Annotated in this window: 21 protein-coding genes; 1 reads left to right on the top strand and 20 read right to left on the bottom strand. The window is 49.7% G+C overall.

Translation table 11 applies throughout. The features are described 5' to 3' along the window. Positions 1 to 8: 8 nt before the first annotated feature. Positions 9 to 1,784: a DHH family phosphoesterase gene (locus tag L336_RS03155; protein ID WP_015641772.1), complete on the bottom strand. Its 1,776-nt coding sequence runs from the start codon at positions 1,782 to 1,784 to the stop codon at positions 9 to 11. A 166-nt stretch (positions 1,785 to 1,950) separates the two neighbouring features. Here L336_RS03155 and rpsT point away from each other — a divergent pair, with 166 nt between their 5' ends. Continuing rightward, the gene (rpsT, locus tag L336_RS05680) at positions 1,951 to 2,334 is read left to right on the top strand and encodes a 30S ribosomal protein S20 (protein WP_015641771.1); all 384 of its coding nucleotides are present in this window, start codon (positions 1,951 to 1,953) and stop codon (positions 2,332 to 2,334) included. Positions 2,335 to 2,363: 29 nt separating this feature from the next. Here rpsT and holA read toward each other — a convergent pair whose 3' ends face one another. The 19 genes from holA to dut form a co-directional block, all read right to left on the bottom strand. Continuing rightward, positions 2,364 to 3,308 (bottom strand): DNA polymerase III subunit delta, encoded by a 945-nt coding sequence (gene holA, locus L336_RS03140; RefSeq protein ID WP_015641770.1) that lies wholly within the window; start codon positions 3,306 to 3,308, stop codon positions 2,364 to 2,366. Then, on the bottom strand, positions 3,308 to 4,192 hold the full coding sequence (mutM, locus tag L336_RS03135; RefSeq protein WP_041191285.1) for a bifunctional DNA-formamidopyrimidine glycosylase/DNA-(apurinic or apyrimidinic site) lyase: 885 nt from the start codon (positions 4,190 to 4,192) through the stop codon (positions 3,308 to 3,310). Before mutM ends, holA begins: the two co-directional genes overlap by 1 nt. Before the next feature lie 16 nt (positions 4,193 to 4,208). Further along, complete coding sequence (locus tag L336_RS03130) at positions 4,209 to 5,129, bottom strand: hypothetical protein (protein ID WP_015641768.1); 921 nt, start codon at positions 5,127 to 5,129, stop codon at positions 4,209 to 4,211. Positions 5,130 to 5,181: 52 nt separating this feature from the next. Continuing rightward, entirely contained in the window at positions 5,182 to 7,545 is a 2,364-nt protein-coding gene (locus L336_RS03125) for a hypothetical protein (protein WP_041191283.1), read from the bottom strand. Positions 7,546 to 7,584: 39 nt separating this feature from the next. Next, positions 7,585 to 10,335 (bottom strand): LVIVD repeat-containing protein, encoded by a 2,751-nt coding sequence (locus tag L336_RS05675; protein ID WP_128817298.1) that lies wholly within the window; start codon positions 10,333 to 10,335, stop codon positions 7,585 to 7,587. A 176-nt stretch (positions 10,336 to 10,511) separates the two neighbouring features. Then, on the bottom strand, positions 10,512 to 11,000 hold the full coding sequence (locus tag L336_RS03115) for a hypothetical protein (protein ID WP_015641765.1): 489 nt from the start codon (positions 10,998 to 11,000) through the stop codon (positions 10,512 to 10,514). A gap of 17 nt (positions 11,001 to 11,017) precedes the next feature. Further along, a complete protein-coding gene (locus tag L336_RS03110; RefSeq protein WP_015641764.1) occupies positions 11,018 to 12,355 on the bottom strand; it encodes a hypothetical protein in 1,338 nt (445 codons plus the stop codon). A gap of 47 nt (positions 12,356 to 12,402) precedes the next feature. Continuing rightward, complete coding sequence (locus L336_RS03105; RefSeq protein WP_015641763.1) at positions 12,403 to 12,912, bottom strand: hypothetical protein; 510 nt, start codon at positions 12,910 to 12,912, stop codon at positions 12,403 to 12,405. Positions 12,913 to 13,019: 107 nt separating this feature from the next. Next, complete coding sequence (locus tag L336_RS03100; protein WP_015641762.1) at positions 13,020 to 13,904, bottom strand: hypothetical protein; 885 nt, start codon at positions 13,902 to 13,904, stop codon at positions 13,020 to 13,022. After that, the gene (locus tag L336_RS03095; protein WP_015641761.1) at positions 13,901 to 15,286 is read right to left on the bottom strand and encodes a LamG domain-containing protein; all 1,386 of its coding nucleotides are present in this window, start codon (positions 15,284 to 15,286) and stop codon (positions 13,901 to 13,903) included. The genes L336_RS03100 and L336_RS03095 overlap by 4 nt, the downstream gene beginning before the upstream one ends. Before the next feature lie 27 nt (positions 15,287 to 15,313). Then, the gene (locus L336_RS03090; RefSeq protein ID WP_015641760.1) at positions 15,314 to 16,132 is read right to left on the bottom strand and encodes a hypothetical protein; all 819 of its coding nucleotides are present in this window, start codon (positions 16,130 to 16,132) and stop codon (positions 15,314 to 15,316) included. Further along, positions 16,098 to 17,003, bottom strand: a complete 906-nt coding sequence (locus L336_RS03085) for a hypothetical protein (protein WP_015641759.1) — start codon at positions 17,001 to 17,003, stop codon at positions 16,098 to 16,100. The genes L336_RS03090 and L336_RS03085 overlap by 35 nt, the downstream gene beginning before the upstream one ends. A gap of 99 nt (positions 17,004 to 17,102) precedes the next feature. Further along, on the bottom strand, positions 17,103 to 17,711 hold the full coding sequence (locus tag L336_RS03080; protein WP_015641758.1) for a hypothetical protein: 609 nt from the start codon (positions 17,709 to 17,711) through the stop codon (positions 17,103 to 17,105). A gap of 66 nt (positions 17,712 to 17,777) precedes the next feature. Continuing rightward, complete coding sequence (locus L336_RS05670) at positions 17,778 to 18,353, bottom strand: HAD family hydrolase (protein WP_015641757.1); 576 nt, start codon at positions 18,351 to 18,353, stop codon at positions 17,778 to 17,780. Positions 18,354 to 18,383: 30 nt separating this feature from the next. Next, a complete protein-coding gene (locus L336_RS03070) occupies positions 18,384 to 18,995 on the bottom strand; it encodes a hypothetical protein (RefSeq protein ID WP_015641756.1) in 612 nt (203 codons plus the stop codon). Positions 18,996 to 19,035: 40 nt separating this feature from the next. Beyond that, the gene (locus L336_RS03065; RefSeq protein ID WP_015641755.1) at positions 19,036 to 19,806 is read right to left on the bottom strand and encodes a hypothetical protein; all 771 of its coding nucleotides are present in this window, start codon (positions 19,804 to 19,806) and stop codon (positions 19,036 to 19,038) included. Positions 19,807 to 19,904: 98 nt separating this feature from the next. Continuing rightward, positions 19,905 to 20,870 carry a hypothetical protein gene (locus tag L336_RS03060; RefSeq protein WP_015641754.1) on the bottom strand — a complete coding sequence of 322 codons (966 nt, stop codon included), beginning with the start codon at positions 20,868 to 20,870 and terminating at the stop codon, positions 19,905 to 19,907. 3 nt (positions 20,871 to 20,873) lie between these two features. After that, positions 20,874 to 21,254, bottom strand: a complete 381-nt coding sequence (locus L336_RS03055; RefSeq protein ID WP_015641753.1) for a pyridoxamine 5'-phosphate oxidase family protein — start codon at positions 21,252 to 21,254, stop codon at positions 20,874 to 20,876. Further along, on the bottom strand, positions 21,251 to 21,694 hold the full coding sequence (gene dut / locus L336_RS03050; protein WP_015641752.1) for a dUTP diphosphatase: 444 nt from the start codon (positions 21,692 to 21,694) through the stop codon (positions 21,251 to 21,253). Before dut ends, L336_RS03055 begins: the two co-directional genes overlap by 4 nt. Positions 21,695 to 21,697: the final 3 nt, after the last annotated feature.

Below are 21,697 nucleotides of genomic sequence, written 5' to 3'. Positions count from 1 at the left end.
CGCTACTGCTACCGTCCAGGGATTTTGAATTGGGCGGGATCGGCCTGAGCGGGTGCCGGTGAGATCGCTGGATCAACTGGTGGTAAGACGGCACCAAGCTGATCAGGAACCGTTGCACCGAAATTAACACTCGGTGTCGGCGGTAAGGGTGGTAGCGTCGAAAAGTCCGGCATCGGCGGTAAGGGTGGTAACGAAGGTGAAGGCAGAGCCGGTGCGGGTGCCGTCGCCATCTCCGTGCCTAGCGCAAAATTAACGGCGTTGACAGCATCTTCGTGATCGGCGCGATTCTGAGCATCAATCTCAGCCAGCGTTGGCGCCGATGCTTCAGGTGCGGGCGGCTCAATCATAGAAGCATGCGAAGTAAGTCCACCTGTCGAGAAGATGTCGGCCGTTGCAGGTTCCGATGGCAACGCCGCCTCCTGAGCGACTGCATTGAGTGGTGCTTGGAACATTGGTGGTGCGGTTGCGTAGGTACTTGAGTTGTGACTTAGAATTGTTCGATTACGGTCGTCATCAAGCTCACGTTGCTTATCGATGGCGGCTTGTTCGGTCGTCGCATTTAAGGTACCGCCCATAAGCGGTTCGGCAAGCTCCTTTGAAGGAGAACGCCATTGATCAGTGCTGACTGCACCTCTGAGCGGTTGCGGCTCAACTGGCGCGGTAGATGCAGCTAGACTTTCGGCGTTGACGACAGGCACAGGTGCCGCGGCTGGCACAGTTTGTGCGAGCTCTTCGGCAAGCTTTTGCTCCGCCTCCTCGGCAGCTTGTTGCTGCTGAGTCTGCTGGACTTCTTGTGTCTGTTTTGCAAGTTCAGCCTCTGCCTTATTTGCTGCACTTTCCTGCTCTTTGGCTACTGCTTGATCAGTTACCTCTTGAATATCTCCCTGCATCTCATGCGATATTGAGAGCGAGCCATCTGCCGGTTTTTCTGTTTGTGGCGGAGCCTCCTTTGAAGAGCCGTCTTTATCACCTTTCTTCTGGTTATCTTCGACTGAAGACGAATCAGGTGCCTCGACCGCTATCTCGTGAGCTTCCTCGAGTTTCGTGGCAATGAGCTGTTGATTCGCACCTGCCGCCATCAACTGCGCGGCCTCTGTCATCACCTTTGATGTAGTCTTGTTATTGCTGAAGCGATCTGTCGCCGCAACGATTCCGGTCAAAAATGCCGTGGCAATTTGCTCATCAATGAGTTTTTTGTCGCCACCAAGAGACCCGCTAAGTTCAGCAAGCATCTCAGAGAAACTGCTCGCATCACGGTTGATCCAATTAAGACCTCCTAGTTTCTGATCGCTGTCATCTAAAGCAATGACCGCTACTGTGGCATCGTGAAGGATGCGACCATGCGCAGAAAGTGCTTTGTCGAGGTCTTCTTCGTTCTTTACTCCCACCGCTAACACGAATTCGACGTTATAGTCACCCTGGCTGAAATCGAGATCATCTTTGCTGATAGTTGTTCGGTACGGCGTGATAAATATCTTTACGACATCACCCTCGACTTTGTAGCGTAAATGGTCGGCTTTTTCTTTGTCGAGCGCAATGATAAAGTCTCGCAAACTATCGACAGTACTCTCAAACGTTTTTTCCGGATCAAGAAACGAGATGGCTGGCGGGATAGCACCGCTAAACACCGCAGTGGCGTGTTTGTTTAGCTTGTTTATCAGTAACGTAATACCAAGTGCTGCACTAAGCTCATCAACCGATGGGTTGCTATTGACTGTCACTAAAATATTGCTACTGTCTTTTATTTTGTCGACAATTTGCTGCTTAATGCCGGTGTCTGCCATCTGTTGGTATTCCTACTATTTCTATTTTTTTCAGAAGTTCAGCCTCACTATACCATAAGTAGTTTATTCCCGTCAATCATTTCATACCCTTTACAAACAGGGGTTAGTGAGCTATAATTATCCCTTGATTGAATTAGCAGCCAAATTAAGATAGAGGAATTATCATATGCCAATCATTAAATCAGCCATCAAACGTATGCGTCAAACGGTAAAACGTCGTGAGCGCAATGTTACCCTCAAGCGTGATATAAAGGGTGCCGTAAAAGCGTTTACCAACGCTCCTTCGAGCGCCTCTCTTTCTGCCGCTCATAGCGAAATCGATACGGCCGTCAAAAAAGGCCTTCTCAAAAAAGCAACCGCTGCTCGCCGCAAGGCCGCACTCAGCAAAACAGCAAAGTCTGCTGGCGTAACACTCGCTGCAAAAAAGAAATCTCCTACGGCAGCCGCAAAAAAAGCTGCTCCCGCGAAAAAAACTGTAGCTACGAAGACTGCGACAACAAAAGCTTCCCCCAAGAAACCTGCCGCCAAGAAAACTGCTACAAAAAAATAGCAGCTTACGTCTCCCCGCAATTGCCAACGCTAGTCGCTGCGTAACTCTACTGCCAACAGTAGTCTCTCGACGGCATCCCACGGCGTAACTTGCGATAGTTTCATTCGACTATCAAGCTCAGCACAAAGCGCAGTGATAGTGTGTAATTGCTCGCGCGTGATATGTCTGGACAGCGCCTGCATCTTTTTTATCACGAAAGGGTGAATGTTCGCTTCCTGTGCCAAATCATCACGCTTAGTGCCGGCGAGAGCAACAGTAACGAGCTGCGCCCACTGACTGAGGAGAAGTGAGAAAACTCGGTATGGATCATCGTTGAGACGCAGGTCCTCCAGCAGGGCCTTCCTCGCGCTTTGATTACCATTGATGGAAAGTTCAAGTAGGCTAAAGACCGAGTCACCTACCGGACGCGGCATCACTGCTGCTATCAACTCATCTGTTACTTCAGGTGAATCTTTCAGCGTTGCGAGCACCGTCACAAGTTGCTGCTGATCAATGGTGTACTGTCCAGGGCGTTCACCTACTCCCAGGGCGCGGGACACCATATCCTTGGTCTGGGAAGCTGACAACGACAATCCATACGACTGAGCTGTCGTTTGAAGCCATTGTTCGGCAGAGATTCGATCACGGTCTGTCAGTGGCTCCGCCGTCATGACAGTGGCTGCTGCTGCAATCGCTTTATACGCCTTGGTACGTCGATCGACAGCGGGTTCAATCAAGACAAGTGTGGTATCGGCGGAAATGTCGTCAACCCATTCGGAAAGCTTTTCCCACATCTCTTTTCGCTCCGACAAGCCATTCATAATGATCAACCGTGCGTTCGAAAATAAGCTTGTGCCCTTTACGGCATCCGCCAAAGTTCCGATCTCGAGTGCAGAAACATCGATATATTCGGGCATTTCTGAGGAAGAATTGATGATTTTTTGCACCAATTCTTGTGACCGATAGGAATTCTTGCCGACGATCAGTGTGATCATTATGCTATATCTCCATGCTCTTGCTGACACTGAGGACATACGTGAGTGCCCCGCCCAGCGACTCTCGTTTTCTTAATGATCGTATCACATCGTGGACACGACTGTCCTTCGCGGCGAAACACACGAGCAAAATCAATATAACTTCCCCGCTTACCCTCAGCGTTCACATAGTTGCGATCGGTGCTGCCACCTTTTTCGATACTAAGATTCATAACGTACTTGATCTCATGGAGTAGCAGCGCCAATTGCTCATCGGTTAGCTCACGTACTCGCGTGGCTGGATGGATTTTTGCGCCCCACAGTGACTCATCGGCGTAGATATTGCCAACTCCTGCTAGCACCGTCTGGTCGAGGATAGCAGCTTTGATTGTCGTGTTGCTGCGACGGCGGACACGTGGAATAAACTCGTTGCTCGTAAACGCTTCTTCGAGTGGTTCCGGCCCAACCCGCTGCATAAAATCAATATTCGGCACCTCCAAGGTAGGGTGCAATTTCATCCAACCAAATTTACGCTGATCATTGAAGTAGAGGTGTGAACCGTCATCAAACGTAATGTCGACACGCGTACTCCGATCTGGAAGCTCGCCAACAAGTGAATCGTTTGGATGCCCTGCACCAAAAACTTGCTCACCGCGATATACTAATTGTCCAGTCATTTTGAGGTGTATCACTAGTGTATAGTCATTATCTAGCTCAATCAGCAGTACTTTCGCACGGCGGCGGATTGCCACGACCCGTGCACCATAAAGAAACTCTCTGACATCTGCGGGATTATTGGGAAAGCTCTTTGGCGAGTCGATGCAGCGCACACGAGTAATCTTAAGACCGACAATAAGCCCTTCTAGGCCACGACGGACGGTTTCAACCTCTGGCAATTCAGGCACGGAAGTATTGCACTTTCTAGGGCTGACCATTCCGCGTATAGCTTGCGAGTAACTCAATCTGCCCCACAATCGCTGCTAGTGACCATGCGTGAGAGTAGTAACCAAAATGCGTCACATTGGTCCGCTTTACATCAATCGGTGGCATAGTATCTGGTACTTTAATCGCATTCACCACCGTCATAATACCCTCTTCGGGACAAATATTATCTTCGGAACCAATCATTACACTCAGTGGAATACCTTGGTCAGTAACTCTTTGTAGTTTAGATGCCACTAGCGCTGGGTCTGTACCGGTAATAGCGGCGACATCGTTTCGCAGTGCCAGCGGCCGTGTGACAAGTGAGTAGCCGAGTCCAAGCGCTGCCTGTGCAAGGCCGATCTTGCCCGGAATATCTTCTTTGCGCAAACTATATAAACCTTCGCGCACACCTTTGCTCATCATAGTATGCGGCCGCTCGCCCGGCGTTAGCCAGGCCGGCCCTGCAAACGACAAGCCCTGTACAGACTCAGGGGTTGCCAGAGCAGCATCGATGATCGCTTCATTGCCCCGGGAGTACCCGTGCAGCACTGTTATCCAATCGCTACCTTTTTCTTGCAGTATCGCTTCAAGCGCGGTCATGAAGGCTTCGCGGCGATAGGCAGGCTCGTCGCGTACCGACATTGCAATACGGTGGTCGGGATATGTGACACCCGCAACCAAAAAGTTCCCGCCATCGGCAAGCGCACTACTAGCCGCCCTCACCATCGCTTCGTCCTCTGCCCATCCCTGTGAATACGGAACCAGCACATCAGGTGCGCCATAGCGTTGCTGCGTAAAAACTGATGGGTTGAAAATATGCAGAATCATCCGCCCAAATTGGGTTTCAACATCGATCTTTTCTTCGCGAACGGCCAGCGTATCGCGAGCAAAACCTGTCGCATCAATCACTCGTACCATAGTATTTTCATTATACGCTTAGTAGCTGAGCATAGGTAGTGCCCTACTACGTTTAGAAGCTATATGGTGATTTCACCCCGTCGACCACAGCTTGGCCACCGCGCGTTTTTTGGTCTAGCGTTGGCCCGCCTGCTGATGCAAAACTGATTTCGGGAATATTCGTGTAGGTATCGAGCAACCCTCCATCACTTTTGACCATTCTGAGGCAATAAGTTTTACCGGCTACTGACGAATCAGTTGCCAGCGCGAAATCCCATAAGCCGTCGCTACCGGCAGCTACAACCGTACTAGCTGAAAATAGATTTACCTCTTGATAGCTTTGATAGATAGTACCTCTTACACCGTTTGTAGGATCACTACCGATAGAAGATATCGAAGCCGCATTTGTGGGTGTTACGTTATCATAAAACTTAATTATGTCGGGAACGGTGTAGTAGACAACTATTTGCATGTTATCGACATACAGCGTTCCTACCGGAACAGAATCACTCGTCCACCCAGAAAACATACCGCCAAAATTTGTATCATTTATCTCACTGGGAGTCCAAGTTGTGCCCCATAAATCAGTCGGTGAGCCATATGTATAATAAGCTGGGCTCATGTAGCTAAATGAAGCACTTGTCGCGTGATTTGTCCCCACCGGAATACCAGCTTTTGCCAATCTAACATTCGAATCCGACGCGTCATAGCCTTCATAGTACACCCTAACTTTCAGCTCAATACCAGAAATAGTAGCGTCAGGCCGAATATTGAATCCATGCTGCGAAGACTGTAAATAGTACGAACCAGTAGTTGCCCCTGCTAACTGCGCATATGTGCTGTCTTCTCCGGCAGCATTTTGTGGTGATGTCCAGCTAAACGTCCCGTACGATGTATTCTCAGAAACTATGGTAGAATTCGCTGTGACAGACTGGTTTTCTCCTCCGGGATTATTCACATCATAAAACATCTCCCCGCTAAACGAGGTATCACAGATACCTGAACGTTCAGCGTACTGTAACTTAAAATCTTGGTTTATCCCCAGGCTGGCTGTATCTACCGCCAAACGCTGACGAAGCCGAATAGGTGTACCTGCCGCAACACTATAAGCAGCAGTGTCTTGTGCAGCAAGAACGCTCCCCGGCGTTGTAGAGTCAGCATTACTATACCAACGATAGTTAGCTTGTGTGACCGTTGCGGCGACTATGGCTACCTCTGGTATAACACTATAGCCTCCGTTCAAAGTAGCGCCCGTACTCTCTTTCACAACACGTAAACAATAGTGCTCACCTGCGCTAACGCCACTAGTCATCAGCGCTATATCCCACAACATGTCTTGACCAGCTGGAGTTGATGTTGTGACTGATATGGGATTATCTTCGTTATAGGTTTGACCAACCGCCGTGACACCAGAGCGTGTCGGGTCGCTGGCATTAGTCAAATAGGCTGCACCGTTAGATGGTGTCACATTGTTGTAGAACCTTACTGGCGTTGCAGACGTCAAGACGTCAGCATAACTCTCACTGGTAAATGATGTATCACAGGAATTATCGGCGCCCCGCAGCGCGTATTGTAACTTGTACGTCAGACCCGCTAGTGCCGAGCCTTCGGACGATGATACGCCCAAGTTTATCCTTAAGCGAAATGGTACTCCCGAGCTCACTGAGGCCGCAGTATCCTTCGCAGCTATGGCAGTTGTAACAGAAGTACTATCTGTGTTGTCAAAAAACCTATAGCCCACCTGAGACACGCTCGCCGCTGGCTTAAGCGCAATCGTATGACCAATATTTACTGCTGCCGTGCCAGTGGTCATGGTTTTTGTACCCGTAGAGCCGGTGGTGGGCTGGATGATATCTTGCAAGCCAGATGTTGTACGCGTCGCCGCAGATCCGCCAGTACTCGCGTCTTGGCCACGCAACGACATACTACTTCCGGCAGTCATAGTGGTGCCCGTTGCCGTACTGTAAGCGGCAATAACCATCGTATTAGTAACTGTAGTCGTAACATCTGGAGCCGTCATAGAGGTTGATGAGGCATTCACCTGACTGTTTTGTGCATTTACTGGTGACGACACCGTATCCACACCACTATAACCCGATATGACCCCTGATGCTTTCTGTGACGAATTAAAACTAAACGTATATATACTATCGTCAGATGCTGAAGACTGTTTCCAAAAAACTGAGCTTTTTAAAATCGTTGTACTATCATTACTATTAATTAGCGTCCAACCTGCCGGAGGTGTGATTGTTGTACTTGTTCCACCACGAACCGAGATAACTGCTATCAAAATATCACCATCTTGCGCACCGCTAGGTTTGCTGACATTTAGTGTGGTAGCACCGCCCGCATTATTGCCAAGACCAGCTGCCCGATAACTTATAGCCGCACCCGCAAATCGAGAGACCACTAGTGAAAAAATCAGTGTAACAGTCATTAATAGGACTCCAAATTTTAATCCACGTGCCACCATAATCTAGGATTTCCTCTTATAACTAAAATTTATTTCTCCCGCACGTGCATAGTTATTCTGTCCAGCAACCACACGCACCTTAAATGTCACCATATCACCCGCAACCGGCGTACATGCACCGAGCGGCGATGCAACTGTCACTTGTACCCAAGTTGCATTACTTGACACTGCATTGCCGCTGGTACTGCACGCCGTACCACTACTGTCGACATACATTGCCACTGTCACTTGATCGGTCGTGGTTGATGTCCCCCAGCCCCAGATCTTAAGATTTGTCAGGCTGCCCGTGTCGTAATCGCTGGGTAGCTGGTAGCGAGCATACACATCGTAGTCCTGTGCACTCGCTTGGGTGGTTGTCCAAGCATAGTAATTATGTGTCTCTGTGGCGGCACAGACGCCCGTGTTGATATTGAGTCGTGAGGAGCCAGAACAAAAATCGCTGCTAAGTGAGCCGTTATTGCTAGTTCCGTCGCCAGTGAACGTTGCTCCTGGGTACTCTGCCGAAAGTGTAATTTGAGCGCTCGGTCGACCAGTACCTACATAGAGGAGTCCGCTCGCGCCAAGTGTGATACCGTCGCTCGTACTGCCAATCACCACTTGATTTGCGCTTGTATCGGCCGTCAGAAGAGTGGCACTGCTCGCATTTTGAATTTGGAGAGCACTTGCGCTAGTCGTCTTGAAAAGATTGGTTCCTGTCCACGTATTATTGGCGCTGAGGCTAGCGCCCGAGCCACTCCCAATACAGTCTGCCCATGCTCCATTCTGGTAGCAGCGAAACTTGTTAAGGCTAGTGTTGTAGTACATGGCCCCGTTGAAACCAGTTGGGTCAGTTGCTTGATTGTATGAATCGAGTACGAAGAGTGCGGCATTACTATCGGTTCCGAGTAGTCCTATCTGCACCGTAAAGTTAGTCGTGTCAGCCGTAAATAAATTTACTCCAGCGGCATTGTTGATCTGCACGGCCGTCGTCGAATTGATCACATTCTGCAAATTCACTCGCCCACCTACACCGAAGTCACCATTAAACTGCACACTTTGCCCAACTGTCAGTGCGCCGCTTATCTGCGCTGCCGACCCAACACTCAGCCCGCCATTAATGATTGCGTCACCCACCAACTGCGTGTTGCCATTGACAGACAACGTACCGAGCTCTGCCCCTCCGGCCTCGAGTTGCTGAACGTAGGCACCACCGACGTCATAGGTTGTGAGTGTATTGGACGTGTAATTAATGACGTAGGCGTAGCGACCAACAACGCTCACGGCGATTGGCAAGTTACCGGTACCAACAGTTCCAACACTAGCAGGAGCGGTCGGCGTCGATACATCATAAATACCGAGAGTGTTACCGGTTCCGTTTGTGACGTATACGTAGCGGCCTTGCACACTGAGAGACTGGGGTGAAGACCCAGTCGCAACTGAGCCGACGCTGGTTGGCGAAGCAGGATTCTTCACGTCAATCACATTGAGTGCGCTACCGCCATTGTCAATAATATAGGCATAGCGACCCTGAACCGAAACTGCTTTTATATTCGTCCCGATTACTAGTGAGCCTATTACGCTCAGGCTGGCGGGGTTACTAATATTCACAATGTTTAGTGTTGAGTTAGTATTATCAACAATATAGGCATACACACCCTGAATATAGACTGACTGCAATGCGCCTGCACCGATACTAAGCGAACCTGCAACGATTGGTGCGGACGGATTACCGACATCGACAATGGTAAATGTGCCGCTGTTACTACCGACGTAGGCGTAGCGACCTTGCACATACACCGAATATGCGCCAGCGACTGATGCTGACCCCATACTCGTTGGGCTTGCTGGGTTACTAACGTCATATATGCTTAATGTGTTACCAACTGCACTTGTCACGTAGGCGTAGCGACCTTGCACCGCCACGAAATAGGCGTTAGTACTCGAGATGGTGCCAACACTGACTGGGCTTGCTGGGTTACTTACATCAAAGACTTTAAGGGCACCAGACGTCGAGTTTGTAGTATAAGCATAACGGCCTTGCACAGCGACTGATCGGGTCGCCGTACCCACGGCCACTGAACCAAGTGAAGCAGTTGGTAGTCTGCCGCTGACATAGAGTTGGCCAGTACTTGTGCCAAGCGTGCCAACCATGAGCCGATTTGCAGTCGTGTCAACCCTCATAACCGTCGTTGAGCCAGCTGCATTTTGAACCTGAAAAGCTGTTGCGCTATCAACCTTGATTAAGTTGGTAGACGTCCAGGTGTTACTTGCCCCTACCTGCGCAAAAGCACTCGAATCCAACCCATCCAGTAGGTCGGAGTTGAAGCTGTAGGCGCTGGAGGCTAGTTTGTTTCTGGGGGTCATAGGTCCTTCAGTGTAGGATTCACAAGATGCACCAGTACAGGTAGCTGTAGCGGGGGTTGGGAGCTCTATCTCAAAGTACAGGGTAGCAGTGTCGGTGGTACTAAAGATATTAGCAGGCAGACTCGATACATCACCGAGCTGGACACTGAACAGACCGCCAGTGGTGACAGTAACACCAGTACTAGCGCTATTGGCACGTTGCTCACTCCACTTTAGGGTTCCCCCACTACTGGCATCATAGATACGGAATTTCATGTTGTAGGTACCAGCAGCCATAGGGTTACCAGAAGCATCGGTCAGGCGGCCTTGGAAGTTTAGCTTGTAGGGGATGGTGGTGAGGGCGTGAATATTATTAGATACGCAAAACAGCGCTACAAATCCGGAGATAAATGGTAGCGCGAACAATAACAACAACGATTTTTTAGTCGTGTTTATTATTTTTCTTCCCGTTTATTATTTATTTTCTCCACACCACTCAAAGGAAATGAGAGTATGGCTCATGGTATACTATAGTGCTTGTGGTTTGAAACGTCAAACGATGCAGTATTCAAATACTGGGTATAACTACCAAAGATGGTATGAACGTACTACTGTTTACTCTTGAGCGCCTGTGTCACTTTGCTATCATCGCGAAGATTTTGCCAAAACACAACCTGACTCGACTTTATGGACATGGCGTCTTCTGGGCCGTACACCTGATCACGTACACGCAAAAGTGTCGTAGCTTGCTCCGCCTCTTTGTCACTGGCCTGCTGCGGAGCTGTTTGTGCGGTATACGGGCTATTGATAACCAAGTACTCACCGTGAACATTCTGTAACTTACCAAAATATGCCTGTCCGTTTATAAGGTAGACCACTTGATATTTCGAGGGATCAATCAATGTATCACGACCATTGAGGACATATAACGATACAGCAAAAATTAGGACACTAATAAAGATCACCGCACCAAATACCGAGAATCGTGTCATCCTAAGCATGTCTCGTCGTAGAACAGGCCGCCTGCGTAACGTAGAAATTGCACGATCTTCATCGTTGCGCGCCCTACCACCCATTGATGTCATGTCTACTTTCATATTATTAGTATACCCGATTACCGCGGCGTCGTGAATTCCATCTCGGCTTGCAAGTAGTCGATGTCGACTGTCCGAGCCGTCGTACCGACCGATTTGAGTATTTGTGAACCAAAACCAAGCGCTCGAGCAGTACCGGTCGGGATATTGGCCGTATGAGTCGCCACTAGTGTGCCATTGATATAGAACCCGACACTGGTACCAGCTGCATTGACAATGATGCCAAGTTTAACCCATGTACCTGCACCGACTGCCGTGGTGGTGGTGGTCCACGTCCGAGTGCTGTTCGAAGACGTGACGACTTGCCAGTTTGCGCTCGCCGTCGAACCAGTCGATACACCACCTTCATCATAGACAAAACTGACAGCATCGACTTGGTTAGCCGTGGTCGAATCATAGAAGCCGACTACCATGCTATAGCGATTCGTCGCACCAGAAAGTGTCGTGACGTTGACGGCTGTTTCGTACAGTGTGAGCCCCCCACCTAATGCTAATGCATTTGTTGTCGAGCCGAATGCCGCTCGTCCGGTCGTCGTCGTACCAGTCGTCGAACGAAATGTACCAGGGCGGTTTGTGGCAATGGTTGCGTTACTCGTCGCTGTGGCAGCACCGGTGCCAGTCGAGCTGGCGAAAACATCACCCGTTGTCGTAAATGACCCCAGCAGGTCATTGGCATAGCGATAACCCGATGTAGAGTCAGTATTGCCGATACAATTACGCCATATGCCAGCTTCATAGCAGCGAAAGGCATCTTTCGCGGTGCTATAGTACATCGAACCAGCAACCCCAGTCGGGTCGGATGCCGACGAGGCGTTGCTGAGTACAAGGGTAATTGGATTGGTTGTCACCGCTGACCCGCCTATGTATATCCGCGCGCTTGTACTATCAGCGACAAATAGCTTTGTGCTGGCGGCAGTTTGTAGCGTGAAAGCCGTTGCCGACGCCGATGGCACAGTAAATTGCGCTGCACCAGTGCTGCTAACATCAAAGAGCGCTGTACCGAGCCCACCGGCATTACTCCCCCGCACGGCAAATAACGTACCAGCAATGGTGGTATCGGCATCTTGAATATCGAACCCGGCCCGTGTGGCATCAGCCTTGATCTCCGGTGTTGTGCCACCAGTCGAGGCGGTGTAGGCCGTCTGCAGCGTCGCGCCGCCAGCAGCAGTAATACAATCCGTCCATGCACCCTGGTAGCAGCGAAACTTGCCCGATGTGGAATTGTAGTACATCGCACCGTTGGTCGACGTCGCGCCCGCTCCAGGATCTGCAGTGTTGGTGTCGAGCACCAGCACCTGACTAGTGCTATCTGCAGTACCTATCTTGACCAGCGCATTCGTGGTGTCGGCCGTCAGCACATTGGTACCACTTGCGCCAACAGTAAATGCCGTGCTACTCGACAGATTTACGCCAAGTGTACCGGTAAAGCTGGTGTTGCCCCTACCTGCGCAAAAGCACTCGAATCCAACCCATCCAGTAGGTCGGAGTTGAAGCTGTAGGCGCTGGAGGCTAGTTTGTTTCTGGGGGTCATAGGTCCTTCAGTGTAGGATTCACAAGATGCACCAGTACAGGTAGCTGTAGCGGGGGTTGGGAGCTCTATCTCAAAGTACAGGGTAGCAGTGTCGGTGGTACTAAAGATATTAGCAGGCAGACTCGATACATCACCGAGCTGGACACTGAACAGACCGCCAGTGGTGACAGTAACACCAGTACTAGCGCTATTGGCACGTTGCTCACTCCACTTTAGGGTTCCCCCACTACTGGCATCATAGATACGGAATTTCATGTTGTAGGTACCAGCAGCCATAGGGTTACCAGAAGCATCGGTCAGGCGGCCTTGGAAGTTTAGCTTGTAGGGGATGGTGGTGAGGGCGTGAACAGAGGCCGGGAACGCAAAATTGACCAGGAATGCCATGATTACTGGTATTGCGAAGAATAACACCGCTTGAATTTGTCTTTTAGTGAACCTCAATTACTATCTCCGTTTAATACGGCTATAGTATAGTATACTGCTTATGACAACTATTTAACAGGGATTTTGGTCACTTTTTTGTGAGTACGATACCGGTGTTTTTTTCGTTGGTTATATACATAGAGCGCTATCACAATCAATGCAACAGCGATAATCGGCATGAGCCAACGCCAGTAGCCAGTTATCGCAAACACCACCTGTGACTTACTACCGCCTTCAGCCGAGGCTTCAATCAACAAAAATCCAAAATAGTTCCCTGGCTGGCGATAATCAATCGTGCGAGTTCTGCCAGCAAAAACGAGCGGACCCTCGACTGTTTTTTGTCCGTAAGGAACAGAGCCAACGACTATCTTTGGATAATACCCAGTATACTTTGCCGGATCGGCTTGATTCATAACATCGATAGTGGCAGTAAGTTCCGAGCCAACCTGGAAGAAGGAGGCAGCAAGTGCTGAAACCTTTGCCTCGTGACCTGCGGGTGTGCCGTTTTGAATTGAAAGCAACGTCCCAACTCGCGCTGCCTGCGCCATTCCGTTCGATGACGGTGTCGATGCCGCAAAGATCGCTGCATAAGTGTCACCCGCTGGCAATACTGATCCATCCAGCAAAAATGCCAGATGGATTACTTCTCGAGGTCCCAACCTAACACTATCAAGGTCAAGCTGAATGCCTTTTGCGATATGCGGGTCGTCATAAAACTGCAATGATCCATTATTATCAGTTTGCCGAAATGCCTGGACAGTGAATGTGACCGTTACTGCGACCGTATCGGGGTTGGCGATATCGACAAATCCTTTTTTCTTCTCGCCCGTGCGGAGTGTTGTTCGATACTCAAGCGGCGTGACCTTAAGCGATACAGCCTGCACCGAATGAGTACCCCCACTGACTCCGATCAACACACCGACGACGCTCGCCAAAACTAATCGACATTTCATGGAGTGATTGTACCTGTCACTGTCACGATATTGCTATACGGCGTGATTGTACTCACCTGCGTCGTCGATACATCTGCTCGAATTTTGAGAGTAACATAATCTTTTGCGGTCGGCATGCCGGTACGTGTATAAAAAGTGGTGGCGGTACCGGGAAACGCTGCATAATTTGCACCACTGCCCCATGATCCCGGTATAGCAGTAGCATTCGTCGCCGTAAGACTAAATCCGAGACCCTTAGTTGTCCCCTCGTTCCAGGCAACCGGTGAAGCAATCGTACCACTGGAAATAGCAGGGATTGTATAGGAACCACTCGTCAGATCATTGTTTTGGTTAATCGCAAGCGTATAGCTGCTAGCATCAGTTTCGACCACTGCGTCAGCAAGCACATTGTTTGATACGCCCGGTGTAATTGTGCCCAAAGTGACACCACTCGAGACGCCCGCCGCCTGCGCATCATACTCAGCTTTGACCTCATCGGCCGAGAGCGATCGATTAAACATTTTCACCTCATCAAGCGAACCATTAAAATACCTACCAAGGCCGCGCATTGCGCCAATCGTTAGATACGATGAGCTGTCTTGCAGTGAACTTGGTATCGTTCCTAAGCAGACAGACATTGGGCGGACAACACCATCAATGTATACCTTTGCTCGGTCGAGCGCGGTACTTTGCGTACCATCATAGACAAGCGCAACATGATGCCATGAACCAGCCGACCAGGCTCCGTCTGTATCGACACAGTTTCCGCCCGTATCGCCCTGGCTGTTCGCGATAAAAACGCGCAGAACACTTGCACTTGTTCCGGTCTGCAGCGCCCATGAACTACTCACTGCTTGATTCCAATGAGCAATTAGTGCCTTGTCCGTTGATGCTGATGCCTGATTTGCCCAGAGCGAGACTGTCATGTTCTGACTAAACGTGAGGTTAGTACTATCGGGTACCTGCACATACGAGCTAGCATTGGTGTTTACCGCATTTCCTATCTTTCCCGTCGTCCACGTTGTTCCGGTTTGAAGATCGGCATTACTAGTGTTTATACTGCTATCTCTGGTGAACGTACCGCTATTTTCTTCGAGTGGGTAATACGCCTTCAAACCACTTGGCTGCAAGCTCAGGGTCAAACTCTTATCTAACTGCGCCACGTATCCCATTCCTACCTTATAACTGCCACCCTGTCCATTGCCGACAATACTCTCACCGCCGCTACTCGTTAGTTTGTAACTTGTGGAGCTCTGTGAACCACCGAAACTATTGCCGACGACACTGGCATCAATCACATAATGAGACGAGCTATATCGATCAGCTCTCACTGTGCTAACAAAACTACCGCCTATCATAATGGCAAGTAGCAGCACACCTACGTTCCTCACAGATACCCTCATGCTTTTCTCAGTATATCAGAGACAAACTTATGCGAGAAATAGAATGACGATAGTGATAATGATAAGTCCGGAGATACGCAGGAGAACCAGGGGATGGCTACGGAGGACTAGCGGCAATGGACGGGCGCGCCAACCAAGTTTTACGTAACGAACATAGCGATAACCATCGAGGAGCGGGCGCGCCAAAAATAGTAGTGCGAGTCCAACAGTCATTCCTGTAAAGCGCTGGGCCATCCGTGGTACAGAGCTAAAGGAGGTCGGTGATGCAAAATCCAACCACACCAGCAGCTTATAGAACCCATCGGAAATAATTTTTATCGGCGGAAGGCCTTCTAAAAACTCAGTGATACCCGGCCCAGTCACTGGTGTCGTAGTACCAGGGTTCGATGCTGTCCCGGGAGTTGATGGGTGCGTGATAATAACAGCTTGATCATAGGTAATCGTTATCTCAGCAACAGGTGTTGTCTGCTGACAAATATCGACACCCTCAAATCGAAACACGTGACTACCGGCCGTCATAGTCGCAATGTAACTAAACGTAGTTGCACCAGTGTTAAGCGGTATGACGCCATCATACTGACCATCACGGTAGACAGAAATTTGCGATATCCGGTTGACCACTCCTTGTATCGTCACAGGGACCGAGGACACAGTCGAATTTGCCACTGGAGAACTAATAGCCAATTGCGTGCTTCCAGAGGTACCACAAATACCAACATTGATGGTTGTGCCACTATTTGACGTGAGAGCATAGCTAGGGGCGGCCCCCAAAACTAGGGTCATGGTGACCACTGCAGCAACGGCAACGCGCCTAACGACGGCGTGTCTGGTGACTACGTATCGCATAAACGACACCCGTTGCTATCAAGACTACCACAAGGAGAATAAACCACTGCGGTGCGACAAATACGTACGAAGACTGGGTTGTGGTATTGCCCAACACCGTTGTACTGACCGTGACTTTATAGAACCCCAACCACGATGCCTGATCCCAACTCATAGGAATCGTCCGAGTGATACCGGGCAGCACGATATGGTCCGAGCTTGTCGTTTGGTATTTTGTATTGCCGAAGACATCTTCCACTCGGTAGCTAACGGTGGGGAAAAAATCCGTATTACCTGTGTTCTCGATATGGACCGATGCTTCAAGCGGCGTCTGAGACTGATACCCGTCGATCTGAATCTGCTTAACTGCACCCGCCGGTTTTAGATCACCTGTAACCGTACTATAGATGATCATCCCTACGCGCTTCTTTCGTCCAAGCGACACACCCTGAGTATCGGACGATTGCGGCTGCGTCTCTGCAAATATCACCCCGTAGTGTCCACCGGGCGAAGCGGTGTCTTTGACGCGAATTGTATACGGCACCCGTACGGACTGATGTGGATCAATGTGCCACCTAGTCTGCGCGAAGGACACCCACGTATTGGCATCGGCGTTTGCTGCCTTACTCCCCTGATAGATAGGTTGGCTTGTTACGGGATCAAGTGAGTATGGCTCTGCGTAGACTAAGAAGTCGTATGCCACTTCACCATCGTTGAGGATAGTAAACGAATCTTCCTTTGTTGATCCGGGATCAAACGTATACTTCTTACTGGTTGGAGACAGGGTGATACTCTCTACCTGATCCGCCGCATGGACTGCCTGGGGTGCACTCGCTACCAAAAATGTTCCTGCCACGACAAGTGCGCATCGTGCTAATACCGTAATTCTCATGTTAGCTAGTATACCTCGATAAGCACAAGCGGACAACTCTCTGGTACGAAAACCGCCCCAGAAGCCGGAGCGGTTTATTATTGCGATCACTCAAATATACTAGTTGGTTGTTGCCGTATAGGTGACAACATCTGAGTAGTTTCCGTCAGCGATAGTGGTGTCTACTTTTGCCGCGTACCACACAGTAGTTGAGTTGTTTGCACCAGGCGAAGAAGTCGTCTTTATGTTGGCTCCAGCAGCCGTGATACCTGCCCACTTCGTACTTGTGAGTGCGGCGACGTTTGTCTCGGCAGTGGTAGGACCCGCCGTAAATCCAGTATAAGCGGTAGCATCGTCTACCCTAAATCCCCAGGTATTGTTTGTGGTCAGTGCTGTTGGCGAGGCGACTGTACCAGTGTGAGCGGTGATAGAGGCACCAAGTGACGTGGTTGCGTCAGCATCCTTGAGATTGAGCGTGTAGCCAGTGCTACGGTTGGTGCTCACGAGCACCGTGTCGCTGTTGCTCGATGCCAGACCCGTACCGTTTGGCGTAATCGAGATATTGACCGTTGGGCCCGATGATATAGTGATGACTGGTTGAATCTGCGCCGTTACTGTGGTGTTTGATGTGCTGCTGACCGCGCCAACGCCTACTGGTGTGAGCACTGCCCCAACAACAGCTACCATACCAGCGCTGATCGCGAGAGCTGATTTGATTGATTGTTTCATGGTGGTATTTGTTTCCTATACGTTAGTATTACTGATGGGAATTATCGCATATTGTTTATGCTTTTGTCAATCACTGTGGTGTAGTATTTTACGCAACAATTCTCGAGTAGTGTCGTTACTCGTGTGCTGGATCGAGATCATCCCCGCCACCTCTGCACCCTCACAGTTTGTGGCCAAGTCGTCTATCATAACACATTGCCCTGGGGAGAGGCCCATCCGTTCAGCAGTCGTTGTAAAGATGGCGGGATGCGGCTTCACCATATATTCTTTGTAACTAAGGACAACAACATCGAATAGCTCACTAAGCTGATCGGCAGGAAAAAGCCTTTCAATACTATCATTACCTACATTACTCAGCATCGCGAGCACATACCCCTCACCTTTAAGGCGTTGTACTTCGTCGATAAGCGGTTGGTTGCGAACGTGCGAATGAGAGACAAGTGAAGCAACTTCATCACTCGACTTTCCGAGTAATCTTGCTAATCCCTCGATATACTCATCTGTCGTAATGTAGCCATAGTCCGTCTGTTTGTTGAGGTCATTGAGTTCGTCAAGTTTCTCGGGCGGACAAATCCGGCGCAACATAGAAATGCTCCCCTCATAGAGAACACCGAAACAATCAAAGATAATACCTCGTATCATCTCTCTAGTATACCCCGAAATAAAGGGTGCTTACTGTGTCTTATCAAAAATGGGCGTAAAATCAGGTATTTGATTTCGAAATAGTGCATGCACGCGAGCAACTGGGGCCCCCATCGAACCAGGTGATCCACCGCAGGTTGATGTCCAAAGTGTTTTGGAGGCAGTATTACCAGCAAGTGTCTCAAAGACGTAGAGATACCCATTGGTAGCGCATACGCCCCTCATGTCATCTCCGCCTGTTACATCTCGAGCTACACTGATGTCCGCTTTATCGAGTGCATAGACAAATTGTTCGTATGCTTGCATATTGTTGGCAAAGGTTTCTCGCCGCACTTCCCTCTCAAGATAGCCCACATACTCTACGTAAACGCGGCTCGATGGCGTCACAGTAATCTGATACGAGCGGAACTTTTCGTCGGCTACAATTGGTCCACGTACGGTATAGCGAACACCCCTAGTTGTACCGGTGTCCAGCACCTCATTTCGTATAGAGCTCGTAACTTGGGGCACCTGAGTCGTAGAGTTACCCGCAAAGAGCATCCTTCCAACAGTAACAAGTGCCGCAATCAATAATGCGATCACAATGACCACAACGATAATCGGGAATATTTTTGGTCCACTTCCTCTGTACATTCTTTTCATATGATACCACTATCCTCTACAAAAGTCAATTATTTTATCTCTAGGCGGCAATCGTTTCAGGCATCGCGAATTCGTAACTGACCCCTCGATTCCCCAATTGCCGTGCTGTCTGAGTTTTGCACCTCTCGTGAGCTCGCTGAAATGATGCGATAATCATCGCCTCGAGGGCCTCGATATCATGAAACTCTATGATCCTGCCCCCAGTGCCTTCACGAAGATGGAGTGAGCCAACCGCATGGTACAGTTCATTGAGTCTTGTTTCGATACGAATCTGCTCTGATCTTGGAGCAAAGAGCGCGGGATGCTTGCCAGGCGACCAATTGGTATAGTTTGCCGGTGCCAACTGAATCCATAATCGGCGAGCTGCGTCCACCGATGAACTCAACACCCGTTGATCAAACGACCGTCCGGTTTGTAGGTTGTGCTCAGCAACCAAAAAGCGGAGCGGCTGTCCATCTTGGCGGTGGGTATCGGCACTGACTTGGAGTAGCAGTGGATCCTCTCCCTCTTCGTAGGAAAAACCTGAAAAAATAGGGATACGATACTCGGCATAATTGTCAGCTACCTCTCGCTTGATCCAGGGATGCTCACCCCTTAGCCGACGCTCTCGGTTGGGATGTCCCATCCACAACATCTTTATCTCGTCATATTGGCGAAGCAAGGGAGAACTAATGTCGCGCGGGTCAAGCGCCGCGGTCTCTGACACGCCAGAAAGCGCCGCTTCATATGGTTCATCGACCATACGTCTTGCTAATTCTGCGGCTGGGTTCCACGAGCTACTGCTACGTAGCTCACCCTCTCGTGTTCCCATATATACCCTTTTTGTTAGACTTTGTATGTTATACGATCAAAAGCCTATTCATAGTAATACGCCTGTGCTTAGGCTTATGCAAGTACAATTTACCTTTTTTAAAACATTCTCCCATAGCGATTATCGGTCAATCCATGCTCTCTTAGGAGATGTACAAGCATGTCTCTCATCTTCGTTGAATCAATAAATCGCCACTCGGCAAGCTCACCAAACTTATCTGGCAAGATGCACAACACGACGATTGCCACCCGCTGCGTACCATGGCCGTTTAGCTCAACAATATAGTTCTGCCGGTCACCCTCTAGGAGTTGCCGCTCAGTTAGCCGTCCCTCATGGACCAACTGTTCCATACGGTGACGAAATGAGCTGGGGGTTTTTACATCGATATTGAGATAGCGTTTGGTTTCTGGGTCCTGGACTTGCATATCGATACCAAGTGCATCTTGAGAGCGATCGGTCATCCAGGCCGAAAATCCGTTGTCGACGGCCGCCTGATAGACCGCTACTTCTCGAGTCAGTCCACGGATGATCGCCGTCCATTGCTCGTTGGTAAAACATGGCGCACCAACTCGTTTGCAGATACGATCGGCTGCTTGCTTAGTTCGTGCCGAAAACTGATCGCGCAGCGTATCGGTCAGTACAAGGATTGTATTTACCATTGTGTCATTGAAATCAATCAACTCATAAAGTCGTTCGCGCTTGTTTCGATAGCCATGCGGGAACTGATCCATCTGTAGTTGCGCCAAAACTGCTCGCGGTACCTGTGACAAGAGCGCCACGAGGCCATCGTGCGGTTGCTTAGTACGTTCAAATCTTTTTTTGAGTCGGTCAATGTCGCGGTCAAGATCATGTAGCTCCGGACGTCGCTGCAGACGCGAGGCCACTTCCTCCTCGGCACAGTCAAAAAAGTCCGTACTGTTACAAACGAAATTAACTTGCTTGGGGATACGTAAGTGCACCGTGTCTTGCGCCGAGTCACGACGCTTATATTCGCCATAATGATGATGCCGATGCCTCAGGTGAGGTCGGAAACGATACCAGTGTCGTGAGAAACGAGGGGTCATTTGTTATAAATTCTCAATAGCTATTTCGGTTTTTTTGTGCTCTTGCCCATTATACCAGGCTCGCTCGATGGTCGCCGTGTAGGTTGCATAGCCTCCGGGCATAGGTATGCCTTTTTTTGCGATTGCTGTCGCATAAAACCCAACTTCCTTCCACTCATCATGCTGTGTGAGAAAAATAGTAATGGCAATGCGCGGTTCCCGCTCTATCGCCCGCGAATGAACAGTCCGCACACTTGATACCCACGACAGTTTCGCGCCTCGATGGTGCCGAATCACTACTGGAACTACCCACGGAGAACCGTCGTCAGTGACTACGGCGATACACATATGTTTCGCTTCTTTGAGCAGGGACTTTACTTTTACGAGGGGGCCGTCACTTGTCATTTTTTTGTCCCCGTACTACCAAACCCCCCTGCGCCACGTGTCGTCGTATCGAGCTCAGTAACTTCATTCCATTCTACTGTTTCATAGCGCGTGATGACCATTTGTGCGATACGCATCCCAGGCTCAATAACAAACGATGTGTTGCTGGTGTTGAGCAAGATCACCCCTACCTCACCACGATAATCGGCATCAATTGTCCCGACACCATTTGCTGGCATAATACCATGTTTTGCTGCCAATCCGCTGCGTGCACGAATCTGTGCCTCGTACCCTGGTGGAAGTGCGATAGCAAATCCTGTGGGGATAATGCTCCGCTCATGCGGCACGATTTCTACCGGCTTATCGAGGCAGGCCACGATATCCATACCTGCCGCATGCTCAGTTTGATACGCAGGGTACGGAGCATCGCCGCGCAACCTTTTGATACTGATCTTCATCATTTT

This window comes from Candidatus Saccharimonas aalborgensis (genome assembly GCF_000392435.1).
Classification (GTDB): domain Bacteria; phylum Patescibacteriota; class Saccharimonadia; order Saccharimonadales; family Saccharimonadaceae; genus Saccharimonas; species Saccharimonas aalborgensis.
The sequence above is the reverse complement of the archived record's forward strand: the minus strand, read 5'-3'. Positions and strand labels throughout refer to the sequence as shown.